Source organism: Martinezella lusitana (genome assembly GCF_014207095.1).
Taxonomy (GTDB): Bacteria; Pseudomonadota; Alphaproteobacteria; order Rhizobiales; family Rhizobiaceae; genus Rhizobium; species Rhizobium lusitanum_B.
Genome location: NZ_JACHBG010000020.1, coordinates 24,052 through 37,249, shown reverse-complemented (window position 1 = coordinate 37,249; position 13,198 = coordinate 24,052). Strand labels below are relative to the sequence as shown.

Sequence of the window (13,198 nt, the reverse complement as noted above, 5' to 3'; positions counted from 1 at the left end):
CGAGTTGAGATCGAGGATTAAAATCGCTCACTGAATAAAAAGGCCTCAGGGGTGGGAAGGTGGAGGAGCAGGATGGCCGCGACCGAAACGTTTTACGATGTTATCCGTCGCCAGGGCATAACCCGGCGCAGTTTCATGAAGTTCTGCAGCCTCACGGCGGCCTGCCTCGGCCTTGGCTCCGATACGGCCGCAGCGATGGCCGAGGCACTTGAAACCAAAGAGCGTGTGCCGGTGATCTGGATGCATGGGCTCGAATGCACCTGCTGCTCGGAAAGCTTCATCCGCTCCGCCTATCCGCTGGCCAAGGATGTAGTCCTGTCGATGATTTCACTCGATTACGACGATACAATCATGGCGGCGGCCGGCTACCAGGCCGAGGCGATCCTCAAAGAGACCAAGGAGAAGCACAAGGGCAAGTACATTCTTGCCGTCGAAGGCAATCCGCCGCTCAACGAAGGCGGGATGTTCTGCATCGATGGCGGGCGACCCTTCGTCGAGAAACTCAAATGGATGGCCGAAGGCGCCCTGGCTGTCATCGCCTGGGGAACCTGTGCCTCTTCGGGCTGCGTTCAGGCCGCAACGCCCAACCCCACCGAGGCGACGCCGATCGACAAAGTGATCCGCGACAAGCCGATCATCAAAGTGCCTGGCTGTCCGCCGATCGCAGAGGTGATGACCGGCGTCGTCACCTTCATCACCACGTTCGGCAAGCTCCCCGAACTCGATCATCAGGGTCGGCCTAAGATGTTTTATTCGCAGCGCATCCACGACAAGTGCTATCGGCGCGCTCATTTCGACGCCGGCCAGTTCGTCGAGGAGTGGGACGACGAAGGCGCGCGCAAGGGCTACTGCCTCTACAAGATGGGCTGCAAAGGCCCGACCACCTATAACGCCTGCTCGACCGTTCGCTGGAATGGCGGCGTCTCTTTCCCGATCCAGTCGGGTCATGGCTGCATCGGCTGCTCGGAACAAAATTTCTGGGACGCAGGAAGCTTTTACTCCCGACTGACCGAGGTCAGCCCATTCGGCGTGGAAGCCACTGCAGACCAGGTGGGCATGACCGCAGCTGGTGTTGTCGGTGGGGCGATTGCTGCCCATGCTGCAATCAGCGCCGTCAAGCAGGTCACCGCCAAGCGCGGGAAAACCGGTCCTAAAAACGGCAATGGACAGGAAAGATCACGATGACCATCCAAACGCCAGATGGCTTCACGCTCGACAATTCCGGCAAGCGTCTTGTGGTCGATCCTGTAACCCGCATCGAAGGCCACATGCGGGTCGAGGTCAATGTCGACGAGGACAATATCATCCGCAATGCCGTTTCCACCGGCACAATGTGGCGAGGCATTGAAGTCATCCTCAAAAATCGCGATCCACGCGATGCCTGGGCTTTCACGGAACGGATCTGCGGCGTCTGCACCGGAACCCATGCGCTCACATCGGTGCGGGCGGTTGAAAATGCGCTCGGCATAACCATTCCGGAAAACGCCAATTCGATCCGCAATCTCATGCAGCTGGCATTGCAGGTTCATGACCACGTCGTGCATTTCTATCACCTGCATGCGCTCGACTGGGTGGATGTCATATCTGCCCTCACGGCCGATGTGAAGGCCACCTCGGCGCTTGCCCAATCGGTGTCCGATTGGCCATTGTCTTCGCCGGGCTACTTCAAAGACATCCAGACACGGCTGAGAAAGTTCGTCCAATCCGGCCAGCTTGGTCCATTCAAGAACGGCTACTGGGGCAATCTATCCTATAAGCTGCCGCCTGAAGCGAACCTGATGGCCGTAGCACACTATCTCGAAGCCCTCGATTTCCAGAGGGAGATCGTCAAGATCCACACGATCTTCGGCGGGAAAAATCCGCATCCGAATTGGCTGGTCGGCGGAGTGCCCTGTCCGATCAACCTCGACGGCACGGGAGCCGTCGGCGCGATTACAATGGAACGGTTAAACCAAATTTCGTCGGTGATCGACCAGCTGATCGAGTTCAACGAGAAGGTATACCTACCGGACATCATGGCGATCGGTTCCTTCTACAAGGATTGGCTGTTCGGCGGCGGGTTGTCGGGCAAGAACGTGCTTGCCTATGGCGACGTGCCGGAACACGCAAATGACTACACGGAGGCGAGCCTGAAGCTTCCGCGCGGTGCGATCATTAATGGCAATTTCAACGAAGTCCTGCCAGTCGACCATTCCGATCCAGAGCAGATCCAGGAATTCGTCAGTCACTCCTGGTACGAATATCCGGACGAGGCCAAGGGCTTGCATCCCTGGGACGGTGTCACCGTGCCGCATTACGAGCTTGGGCCGAATGCCAAGGGCACCAAGACCAACATTCAAGAGCTGGACGAAGGCGGAAAATATTCTTGGATCAAGGCGCCGCGCTGGCGCGGCCACGCCATGGAAGTCGGCCCGCTTTCCCGTTGGGTCTTGGGCTACGCCCAGGGCAAGGCAGAATTCAAGGATCCCGTCGACAAGGTCCTGAAGGACCTCGGCCTGCCGACCGCGGCGTTATTTTCGACACTAGGGCGTACCGCCGCTCGCGCGCTCGAATCCGTCTGGGCAGGCCGGCAGATGCGCTATTTCCACAACAAGCTGGTCGCCAATATCAAGGCCGGCGACAGCGCCACCGCCTTCATCGACAAATGGAAGCCGGAGACTTGGCCTTGCGAGGTCAAGGGCGTCGGCTTCACCGAGGCCCCGCGCGGCGCCCTCGCACACTGGATCAAGATCAAGGGGGGCAAGATCGACAATTATCAATGTGTGGTGCCGACCACCTGGAACGGTAGTCCGCGCGATCCGCACGGCAATATCGGCGCGTTCGAGGCCTCACTGATTGACACGCCTATGTCGGATCCGTCGCAGCCGCTCGAAATCCTCCGAACCCTCCATTCCTTCGATCCGTGCCTTGCATGCTCCACCCATATCATGAGCCCGGACGGACAGGAAATGGCCAAGGTCCAAGTCAGATGAGGAGGACGATCATGAGCATCTCTGCTATCTCAAACGCCGATGACGAACGCGCCAGCGAGCGCGAAAACGTGTATGCCTACGAGGCGCCCGTTCGCCTCTGGCACTGGATAAACGCTTTCTCCATCCTGGCGCTGGCGCTGACGGGTTATTTCATCGGCAGCCCATTGGCGGCGGCACCCGGCGAGGCGAGCGCCAATTTCCTGATGGGCTATATCCGTTTTGTCCATTTCGCCGCCGGGCAGATCCTGGCCGTGGCCCTGATCCTCAGAATCTACTGGGTCTTCGTCGGCAACGTGCATGCACGCCAAATCTTCTACGTTCCCTTCTGGAGCGGACGGTTCTGGAGCGAATGGCTGCACGAGGTGCGCGTTTACACATTCCTTACTGGACGCGCGTTGAAATATGCTGGCCACAATCCGCTGTCGCAATTCGTCATGTTCGTGACGTTCACGCTGCCGCTGACATTCATGGTGATCACCGGATTTGCGCTCTATGGCGAAAGCGTCGGCCACGACAGCTGGGCATACAGGCTGTTTGGTCGGGTATTCTTCATCTGGCCGAACAGCCAGTCCGTTCATACCCTTCATCATCTGGGAATGTGGGTGATCCTGATCTTCGTGATGATCCATATCTATATCGCGGTACGCGAGGACATCGTCAGCCGCCAGAGCATCGTTTCGTCGATGATTTCGGGCGAGCGGCTGTCCAAGCACAACGAGGACTAGGATGGACGAAGCGAACTCTCGCAAACCGAACGTTTTGGTGCTCGGCATTGGCAATATTCTCTGGGCGGACGAGGGTTTTGGCGTCCGCGCTGTCGAAGCCTTCCACCAGGCCTATGCGGTGCCGACCAACGTCACCGTGCTCGACGGCGGCACCCAGGGCCTTTATCTCGTGCAATATGTCACCGAAGCCGATCATCTGATTGTATTCGACGCGGTCGACTTCGGTCTCGCGCCCGGCACGCTGAAGATCGTCGAGAATGACGACGTGCCGAAATTCACCGGCGCCAAAAAGATGAGCCTGCACCAGACAGGCTTCCAGGAAGTTCTGAGCGCTGCCGACCTTCTCGATCGCTATCCCGCAAGACTCGCACTGATCGGCTGCCAACCGGTGGACCTCGATAGCTGGGGCGGACCGGTGACTGAGCCCGTCAAATCCGTAATCCCGGCCGCCGTAATGGTAGCCGCCGGCATCCTGGAGCGATGGGGCGTCGCCATCAGTTCGCGCCGCACCGCCGCGCCCGCTCTCCTCGCCAACGACATCGATTTTGCACATTACGAGCGGCGAGCGGACCGGGCGAATTGAGTGGTTCAGGGGGGTTCCGATGCAACCGAGGCAGTCGTCGGTTGCGTTCCTGTTCGCCGGCTGCATCCAAAACCCAAGGACCCGCGCGAGAACCCTTCCGGTTCCCAATATCATGAACCCAGGCAGATCGAGGGGCTGATTGTGTGCATAGGAATTCCGATGCAGGTGACTGGTGGCGAATTTACAGCGGAGTGCGAGCGCCACGGATCGGTTTTTGCGATTTCGATGGTGCTGGTCGGCCCGCAACCGGTTGGGACGTACGTTCTTACTCATCTAGGATCTGCGATCCGGGTGCTCGATGCCGACGAAGCACACAAGATCGACGATGCGTTGGCCGGTCTTGCTGAAGCGGTCGAAGGACGGTCATTCGAAACGCTATTTGCCGATCTTATCTCCCGCGAGCCGGAATTACCGTTGCATTTGCGGGAAAACTGGCAGTTCGTATTTCTCAACTGAACGCAATCTCCTCTTCCTTGTCGGCCACATGTTCATGTGGACTGTCCAAGGGCAGCCGGAGACGGACGAGATCGATCCTGCTGGCTGCGGGCGGATTGCTGAATATTGCGAAGCGTAACGCGCTGCCTCAGCATCGGGGCCGCGTGTGCGCATCCGCATAAGACCGCGACCGGAATTTTCCTTCAGATCAATACGACCCATCTTTCTCAGCAACTGGTACGCCGCTTGCAGATCCCAAGTGCGAGAATGAATTACACGCTGATTTGGAGCAGACAATGCCAGCCTACCCAGTTGGCTCCCTAAACGGCCGAAGCTGCCGAGCCGCAATGCTCATATCCGACATTGCTGCAACGCTTGCGGTGCAAAAAGCCGGCCAGCCGGGGCAGCTATTCGACATTTTCGAATTCGACGACGATGACAAGAAATTGGTCACGCAGACGCTCGGCAAGGGCGAGGTTTGCGGGGTAGCGGCGCTGCCCTCCGGGGTCCTGGCGCAGTTCAAGGAAGCGGTTATGGCCGGCGTCTGGCATATGCGCTTTACCGACCCCGCCGGCGACCTCATTGCGGAATATATCGAGGTCGGCCCGATTCCTATGACGGTGCGGAGGGCCTGCACGGCGCTGCCGGCCTTGGTCTCACATGGACCTGCGCCGCCTGGCGCTATGAACGTCATGCCGGTGCTGACCGAGATCGGTGACCGCATTGTCCAGTACCGGGATGGCGATCCTGCGCACGCTATCATTTTGTCGTTGTTTCCGATGAGCATCGAGGATGTGAATTTCCTGCAGGTCACGCTCGGAGCCGGTCCCGTACAACTGACATCACGCGGCTACCGCACCTGTCGCGTGACGGCAGCAGGGGCCCGAAACGTTTGGTCCGTACAGTTTTACGACAACATGGATGAGATCGTCCTCGACATGCTGCAAATCGTCGACATCCCATCCCTCGCCCTCGCGACTGAAGAGGATTTCCGCGACTCCGCCGCGCGCCTGCGTGATGTCGAGGAGGCTTATTTCAAATGATCAGCTTCGAGAATCTCGTCACGCATGTGACCGTTTCGGATAAGGATAGGGTGAAAGGCGGCACATGCTGGACGTCTATGCGCCCGCGAAAGGCGCTTCGGAAACGAGCTTGCTGGCATTCGGCGGGCGAACGACCGCATCGTCGCGACGCCACGGTTCATGATTTTGGCTGCTGTAGGCACGACTCGGAATGTGCGGGCAGGCGTGATCGAATTCATCGCCGGCAAAAATCCGAGACGACTGGCGGTTTTGATTCCTGCTTGCTGTTTTTCATGGCCTTTGAGTTTGAAACGATGGGGACGGTGTTGAAGGCGATGCGCGCATTTTTCAACATCGTTGCGCTCGCGCCGCCATCCCATCCAACCGCCAGCCCCATGCGCCGTGATCTGCGTTGGAGGGTTTTCCGAGCGCTTCGGGAGCTTGTTGCATGACCTATCTCCTTAGCGCCGGCTCGATCCGGATCGATGTGACGGTGTCGCAAGCGCTTGCCTGTTTCGTGGACGTGAGGGTCAACCGCCCGCAAGAATTGGCACGCATGTTCATTGGCCATCGACCGGAAGAGGCGCCCATGCTTGTCGGATGGGTTTTTTCGCTCTGTGGCTATTCGCAATCGGTGGCGGCGCGCCTTGCCATCCTGAATGCAGCCGGCCTACCGATGCCCATCGAGGAGCAGCTCGCGGCGGTGGCCGGATTGCTTGCCGAACGGATATTCGAAACTTTGAGGGCGCTGATTTTGCACTGGCCCTCATCAATATCGTTACGTCTGGTGGCTGACGCGGGCCAATATCTGCGCGGCGCCCTGGCCGCGTCGCAGGCAATCATCGGCCAATCGCGAGAGAAAAAAGTGAACCATAGTGCCCTGGCTGCCAACGCGCGGCGGCTTGCCGATGCAGCAGAGGGGCTCGGCATCTCGAAAGACGACGGATTGTCGCCGGATGGCACGGCTTGCGCGGCGATTTTTCGAGATATCAAGGACGACCGAACTTTTTCAGGCCGGCGCCCTGATCCGCTGAGTGCCGCCGATGATGCCGAAGTTATTGCCCATCTTTGCAAAGATGCGCACTACTGCGCCTTGCCGCATCTTGCCGGTCGGGTCGTCGAAACCGGTGCTTATGCCCGGCATTGCGACACCAGCAGGCCAGACGATCCGCACCTTAGGCAACGCTTCATGGCACGCATAGGCGACGTTGGCCTTTGCTTGAAGCAACTCGCGCATCTTGCCAAGGGCCAGAATGATCCTTCCGAACTGATGGCCGGTGGTTCGGTGCCCGGCGACGGCGGCTTTGGCGTGGTGGAATGTGGGCGTGGCAGACTTTATCATCAGGCCGAGATCGACGCGAACGGGAAACTTTGCGCCTACCGGATACTGGCCCCGACCGAATGGAATTTTCATCCGGCCGGTCCATTTGTCAAAACCCTACTGTCATCGCGGATCGGTGCTCATGAATCAGCAGCCCGGTCAGTTTATCGCCTCGCGGCTCTGTTCGATCCCTGCGTCGAGTTCAAGCTTAACGTTCGCGATGCCGCGCATGCATGAAATGTCGTTGATGGAGAGTGTGATCGCCATCGTCTGCGAGATGGCGCAGCTAAATGGTGCGAGCGCAGTCAAATCGATCCGCCTCGATGTCGGTGTCTTGAGCCATATCAATCCGGATTCGCTCCTGTTCTGCTACGAAGCTGTGCGGCGTGGGACGATTGCCGAACATGCCGCACTCGAAATCAACCGCATCGCCGGCGAGGGCTGGTGCCTCGATTGTGGGAAGACGGTGCCCCTCGATGAGCGATTTGGCGCCTGCCCGGATTGTGGGCGGTATCAGGTGCAGGCGACGGCGGGCGATGAATTGAGGATCAAGGACATGGAGGTGATCTGATGTGCACGGTATGCGGCTGCGAGATGGCAACATTGGAAGATGGCAAGAGCAAGACAGGCGCGCAAGGCGACCATGATCATCATCGCGGTCACCTGCACGATCATGGACATCCTCATGATCGTCACTACGCGGAACACGGTGCGCTCCAACATCATCAACGGATTGCCGGCGTGCATGTCCCGGGCATGAACCCGGAGCGCATCGTCCAGATCGAAAAGGACATCCTGTCCAAAAACAATGCCTATGCTGCCGAAAACCGGGCTCGGTTCGTTCGTGACAGCATCTTTGCGCTGAATTTCGTTTCAAGCCCCGGGTCGGGAAAGACCAGCTTTCTGGTGCGCGCCATTCACGACCTCAAGGACCGAATGTCGATCAGCGTGATTGAAGGCGACCAGGAGACCTCCAACGATGCCGCACGCATCCGCAAGACCGGTGTTTCCGCAATCCAGATCAACACCGGCAAGGGCTGTCACCTCGACGCCCACATGGTCGGCCACGCGGTCGAGGACCTGGCGCCCGAGCCCGGTTCAGTCTTGTTCATCGAAAATGTCGGCAATCTTGTCTGTCCCTCCGCTTTCGATCTCGGCGAGGCCCATAAGGTCGTGGTGCTTTCGGTTACCGAGGGCGAGGACAAGCCGCTCAAATATCCCGACATGTTCGCGGCCGCCGACCTGATGATTCTCAACAAGTCCGACCTGCTACCGCATCTCGACTTCGATGTCGGGCGCTGCATCGCTAATGCGCTGCGCGTCAATCCACGCCTTCGCACTCTCACGGTTTCTGCGCGCAGCGGCGACGGCATGGAAGCGTTCTATTTCTGGCTGGAGGCTGAGGCGGCCCGGATCGCGAAAGCTTCGCAGGTAGTCTGACGATGGTGAGCACCTTGGCATCCATGGCGGAAGATCGTGTCCGGCGGTTGCGAGTGCGTGTGCGCGGTGCCGTGCAAGGGGTGGGATTCCGGCCGTTCGTCTATAGGCTTGCGAGAATGATGCAGCTTACCGGCTTCGTGCTCAACGACAGCGCCGGCGTGCTGATCGAGGTCGAGGGCACCGCTGTCGACTGCTTTGCGGAACGCGTCTGGAAGGAGGCGCCGCCGCTTGCCCGCGTCGATACCGTCGATAAGCTGGAACTGGAGCCGGCCGGCGACGAAACGTTCGAAATCCTCGAAAGCGTCGGCGGCCGTGGCGCCACGCGCATTGGCGCCGACGCTGCCACCTGCGTCGAATGCCGGCACGAACTGAATGATCCGGACAACCGCTTTTTCGGTTATCCTTTTGTCAACTGCACTCATTGTGGCCCGCGCTTCACCATCACCCGTGCGCTCCCCTATGATCGCGGCCGGACCTCGATGGCTGCGTTCCCGATGTGCAGCGCCTGCGGCGCAGACTATGCCAACCCCGAAAGCCGGCGGTTCCATAGTGAGCCCCTCGCCTGCCCGGCTTGCGGCCCACAGCTTAGCCATCCTATCGCGGAGGTCTCCGCGCGGCTCATGAATGGCCAGATCATTGCGATCAAGGGCGTCGGCGGCTTCCAGCTCTTCTGCGACGCACGCAATGATACGGCGATTGATCGTCTCCGACGACGCAAAATGCGCGACGAGAAGCCGTTCGCGATCATGGTGCCGGACATTGAGACAGCCCGAATACTTGCCAGGCCCTCGCGGGCGCAAGAGGATTTGCTCGCCTCGACCGCCGCCCCGATCGTCCTTATCGAGGCGCGTGATCACCTTTCCAAGCTCATCGCTCCCGGCCTCAGTCGGATCGGCCTGCTGCTCGCCCATGCGCCGGTGCACCACCTGTTGTTTGCCGCGTTTGCAGCAGAAGCGGCCGGCGCTCCCGCCGCTCTGATTGCGACCAGCGCCAATCCGGAGGGTGAACCGCTCGTATCAGATAATGACGATGCCATGCATCGGCTTCCCGGGGTTGCCGACCTGATCGTCACACATGACCGTGACATTGCCATTCGCGCTGACGATTCCGTCATGCAGGTAATTGACGGCGCGCCGAGCTTTCTGAGGCGCGCCCGGGGTTTTGTCCCGGAGCCGGTCGATCTTGGCGAGGACGGCCCATGCGTGATTGCCACCGGCGCGGACTTCAAAAACGCGATCTGCGTGACACGGGGCCGGGAAGCGTTCCTGTCGCAGCACATCGGCGGTCTCGACAATGTCAAAGCGATCAGATTCCAGCGGGAAGCCCTCGAGCATCTCTGCTCTATCCTTGATGTCAGGCCCGAATTTGCTGCCTGCGATCTGCATCCGGATTTTCGTTCAGCGCGGATCGCGGAACATTTGGATTTGCCGCTTCTGCCGGTGCAACATCACCTCGCCCATGTCGCGGCCGTGGCGGCGGAACATCATGCCGGCGGGCCGGTCCTCGGGCTTGCACTCGACGGCCACGGCTATGGCGTCGATGGCAGTAGTTGGGGAGGCGAAATGCTGGTCGTCAACGGTCCTCGCTGGCGACGGCTCTCTTCGCTTCTGCCCTTGCCGGCGCCAGGCGCCGGCCGGGTCGCGCGGGAGCCCTGGCGCATGGGAATTGCCGCTCTTCAGGCCGCCGGCCGGCGCGACCTTGCGGCCACGCTTTGGCCCGGACATCCTGGTGTCGCGCAACTTGATGCGATGTTTTCCCGCGGCTTGCAATCAGCCGATACGTCCAGCTTGGGGCGGCTATTCGATGCAGTGGCTGCGATAGCGGGCGTCCGCCTCGTCCAGAGCTACGAGGGGCAGGCAGCAATGGAACTCGAAGCACTCGTCGATGATCCCCAATGTCTTGCCGGGGGCTACAGTCTCGCCGATGGCCTGCTTGATTTCCGACCCCTCATCATCCATCTGGCGGAGCGGCAGCTTGGCCGCCGAAAGGCCGCAGACCTATTCCACGGCACGCTGATCAGCGGCCTCGCCGATTGGGCTTCCCTTGGTGCATCGCAGGCTGGCACGCGAGCGATCATGCTCGGCGGCGGCTGCATCACAAACCGCATTCTGGCCGAAGGTCTTTCCAGCGCCTTGCGCGACCATGGCCTCGAGCCCTACCTGCCGCACCAGATCCCGCCCAATGACGGGGGTATAGCGCTCGGTCAGGCCGCCTTTGCACGGCACGTCATCAAACACGACTGCGCCCAGAACTGGGAGCACCGGACATGTGCCTAGCCCTACCGGTCCAGGTGGTGGAATTGCTGCCAGACAATATGGCCAAGGTAACGCTGGACGGCGTCTTAAAGGTCATATCGATTGCACTCGTGGAGGATGTGACGCCCGGTGACTATCTCATCCTCCACGTCGGCTACGCGCTTGCAAAGATCGAAACTGAAGAAGCAGAAAGGACGCTTGCCTTGATCCGCGAAGCTGCCCTGGGAGGTCCGGCGTGAAATATATAGACGAATACCGCGATGCCAAGCTCGCCAAAGATATTGCTCGCCAAATCGCAGCGGCGGTAGATCCGGCGCGCAGCTATCATTTCATGGAATTCTGCGGCGGCCATACCCATGCAATTTCGCGCTATGGCCTTGAAGACCTGCTGCCGTCCAATGTGCAGATGATTCATGGACCGGGATGTCCAGTCTGTGTGCTGCCGATCGGCCGCATCGACGCAGCGATCGCGCTTGCCATGTGCCCAGAAATCACACTTTGCACCTATGGTGACTTGATGCGTGTACCATCCTCAAACGGCTCGAGTCTGCTCAAGGCCAGGGCGACCGGCGCCGATATTCGCATGGTCTATTCGACACTCGATTCGCTAAACATCTCCGAAGCCGAACCGAACAGGCAAGTCGTCTTCTTTGCCATCGGTTTCGAGACCACGACGCCGCCGACGGCGCTGTCGCTGCGGTTCGCGATCGCTAAGGACCTCGCAAACTTTTCGATCTTCTCAAACCACGTGCTAACACCGGCTGCGATCCAGACTATCCTTGAAAACTCCGATGCTCGCACGCTCGGCACTATCAAGATCGACGGATTGCTCGGCCCTGCACATGTCAGCACCGTCATTGGTACGCAGCCATTTGAAGTCCTTGCCGAAGAATATAACAAGCCGATCGTGGTGGCAGGCTTCGAGCCGCTCGATGTCATCTATTCAATCCTGATGCTCGTCCGCCAGGTCAATGAGGGCGTCCATAAAGTCGAGAACCAGTATATCCGAGCCGTGACCACCCTTGGCAACGAGAAGGCGAGGCGCGAGATCGCCAATGTCTTCGAATTGCGGGAAAGCTTCGAATGGCGGGGACTGGGCGCGATTCCCCAAAGTGGGCTTGGCCTCAGGCCTGGATATGCCAAATACGATGCCGAGAAACGTTTCGACGTCGTGACGCCGGCGGCAAAAGACAATCCGGCCTGCGAATGCGGCGCCATCCTGCGCGGTGTGAAGAAGCCGTCCGACTGTAAGCTGTTTGGTAAGGTTTGCACGCCCGATTCGCCGATGGGTTCCTGCATGGTGTCGTCGGAAGGCGCCTGCGCCGCGTATTGGCTCTACGGCCGTTTCGGCAGGCAGGGAAAGGCGGACGAAAGCAGCAGGACGATCGCATGACCACGAAAGCCAAAAGGTCGCGGCTCGACCTCAGGAACGGACGCATCGATCTCTCGCATGGGGCGGGGGGGTGCGCCACGGACCAGTTGGTCAAGGGCATTTTCCACAGGGCCTTCGACAATGACTGGCTCCGGGCTGGCAACGATCAGTCGGCATTTGCGGTTCCGGCAGGGTGCATGGTGATGACCACCGACAGCTATGTTGTCTCGCCGCTGTTCTTTCCGGGGGGCAATATTGGCTCGCTTGCGGTGCATGGGACGATTAACGACATTGCCATGGCCGGCGCATGCCCGCTCTATCTTTCGGCAGGTTTCATTATTGAAGAGGGGTTTCCGCTCGCAGATCTTAATCGAATTGCCGACGCCATGGGAGCGGCCTCCCGCGCGGCAGGTGTGCCAATCATCACTGGCGATACGAAAGTGGTTGAGCGCGGCAAAGCCGACGGCGTGTTCATATCCACCTCCGGCATCGGCATGATTCGAGCCGGTCTCGACCTACGCTCCGATGCCGCGCGGCCAGGCGATGCGGTCATCATCTCTGGTTCGATAGGCGATCACGGCGTCGCCGTGATGTCGAAGCGCGAGAACCTGGATTTCGATACGGACATCATATCGGATTGCGCTGCGCTGCACGGGTTAGTAGCGGCAATGGTCGAGGTCGCCGGATCGTCAATCAGGCTGATGCGAGATCCAACGCGCGGTGGACTTGCGGCGACACTCAACGAAATCGCCAATGCCTCAAATGTCGGCCTCCGCATCGACGAGGAGACCATTCCGATCAAACCGGAAGTAGCCGCGGCCTGCGAATTGCTCGGCCTCGACCCGCTCAACGTCGCCAACGAGGGCAAGCTCGTCGTATTGGTGGCGCCAGAGTTTGCGAATGCGCTGCTCGCCGTCATGCGCGCGCATCCGTTGGGTGCGCAGGCCGCATTGATCGGCCATGCCGAGGATGACGACCATTGCTTCGTCCAGATGGCGACGTCGTTTGGTGGCAGTCGCATTGTCGATTGGCTATGGGGCGAACAGTTGCCGCGGATCTGCTGAGCACGGCTG

14 protein-coding genes are annotated in these 13,198 nt (G+C 59.7%); all 14 read left to right on the top strand.

The genetic code is table 11. From position 1 onward, the window contains the following. Nucleotides 1–72 precede the first annotated feature (72 nt). The 14 genes from GGD46_RS26845 (at nucleotide 73) to hypE (ending at nucleotide 13,189) form a co-directional block, all read left to right on the top strand. Entirely contained in the window at nucleotides 73–1,185 is a 1,113-nt protein-coding gene (locus GGD46_RS26845; RefSeq protein WP_004112868.1) for a hydrogenase small subunit, read from the top strand. Beyond that, the gene (locus GGD46_RS26840; RefSeq protein WP_004112865.1) at nucleotides 1,182–2,972 is read left to right on the top strand and encodes a nickel-dependent hydrogenase large subunit; all 1,791 of its coding nucleotides are present in this window, start codon (nucleotides 1,182–1,184) and stop codon (nucleotides 2,970–2,972) included. Before GGD46_RS26845 ends, GGD46_RS26840 begins: the two co-directional genes overlap by 4 nt. Beyond that, the gene (gene cybH / locus GGD46_RS26835; protein WP_004112862.1) at nucleotides 2,969–3,697 is read left to right on the top strand and encodes a Ni/Fe-hydrogenase, b-type cytochrome subunit; all 729 of its coding nucleotides are present in this window, start codon (nucleotides 2,969–2,971) and stop codon (nucleotides 3,695–3,697) included. Before GGD46_RS26840 ends, cybH begins: the two co-directional genes overlap by 4 nt. A 1-nt stretch (nucleotide 3,698) precedes the next feature. Then, on the top strand, nucleotides 3,699–4,280 hold the full coding sequence (locus tag GGD46_RS26830; protein WP_004112860.1) for a HyaD/HybD family hydrogenase maturation endopeptidase: 582 nt from the start codon (nucleotides 3,699–3,701) through the stop codon (nucleotides 4,278–4,280). Between the two features lie 141 nt (nucleotides 4,281–4,421). Then, a complete protein-coding gene (gene hypC, locus GGD46_RS26825) occupies nucleotides 4,422–4,736 on the top strand; it encodes a HypC/HybG/HupF family hydrogenase formation chaperone (protein ID WP_004112857.1) in 315 nt (104 codons plus the stop codon). 275 nt (nucleotides 4,737–5,011) lie between these two features. Next, nucleotides 5,012–5,758, top strand: a complete 747-nt coding sequence (locus GGD46_RS26820; RefSeq protein WP_051043299.1) for a hydrogenase expression/formation protein — start codon at nucleotides 5,012–5,014, stop codon at nucleotides 5,756–5,758. After that, a complete protein-coding gene (locus GGD46_RS26815) occupies nucleotides 5,755–6,189 on the top strand; it encodes a hypothetical protein (protein WP_028754846.1) in 435 nt (144 codons plus the stop codon). The genes GGD46_RS26820 and GGD46_RS26815 overlap by 4 nt, the downstream gene beginning before the upstream one ends. Before the next feature lie 224 nt (nucleotides 6,190–6,413). After that, nucleotides 6,414–7,295 (top strand): hydrogenase assembly protein HupF, encoded by an 882-nt coding sequence (locus tag GGD46_RS26810; RefSeq protein WP_246779168.1) that lies wholly within the window; start codon nucleotides 6,414–6,416, stop codon nucleotides 7,293–7,295. Next, on the top strand, nucleotides 7,288–7,629 hold the full coding sequence (gene hypA / locus GGD46_RS26805) for a hydrogenase maturation nickel metallochaperone HypA (RefSeq protein WP_004112848.1): 342 nt from the start codon (nucleotides 7,288–7,290) through the stop codon (nucleotides 7,627–7,629). The genes GGD46_RS26810 and hypA overlap by 8 nt, the downstream gene beginning before the upstream one ends. After that, the gene (gene hypB / locus GGD46_RS26800; protein WP_004112846.1) at nucleotides 7,629–8,498 is read left to right on the top strand and encodes a hydrogenase nickel incorporation protein HypB; all 870 of its coding nucleotides are present in this window, start codon (nucleotides 7,629–7,631) and stop codon (nucleotides 8,496–8,498) included. Before hypA ends, hypB begins: the two co-directional genes overlap by 1 nt. 2 nt (nucleotides 8,499–8,500) lie before the next feature. After that, the gene (gene hypF, locus GGD46_RS26795; RefSeq protein ID WP_004112843.1) at nucleotides 8,501–10,774 is read left to right on the top strand and encodes a carbamoyltransferase HypF; all 2,274 of its coding nucleotides are present in this window, start codon (nucleotides 8,501–8,503) and stop codon (nucleotides 10,772–10,774) included. Beyond that, complete coding sequence (locus tag GGD46_RS26790) at nucleotides 10,765–10,992, top strand: HypC/HybG/HupF family hydrogenase formation chaperone (RefSeq protein ID WP_004112840.1); 228 nt, start codon at nucleotides 10,765–10,767, stop codon at nucleotides 10,990–10,992. Before hypF ends, GGD46_RS26790 begins: the two co-directional genes overlap by 10 nt. Continuing rightward, nucleotides 10,989–12,146: a hydrogenase formation protein HypD gene (hypD, locus tag GGD46_RS26785; protein WP_004112837.1), complete on the top strand. Its 1,158-nt coding sequence runs from the start codon at nucleotides 10,989–10,991 to the stop codon at nucleotides 12,144–12,146. The genes GGD46_RS26790 and hypD overlap by 4 nt, the downstream gene beginning before the upstream one ends. Then, complete coding sequence (gene hypE / locus GGD46_RS26780) at nucleotides 12,143–13,189, top strand: hydrogenase expression/formation protein HypE (protein WP_004112828.1); 1,047 nt, start codon at nucleotides 12,143–12,145, stop codon at nucleotides 13,187–13,189. Before hypD ends, hypE begins: the two co-directional genes overlap by 4 nt. Nucleotides 13,190–13,198 lie beyond the last annotated feature (9 nt).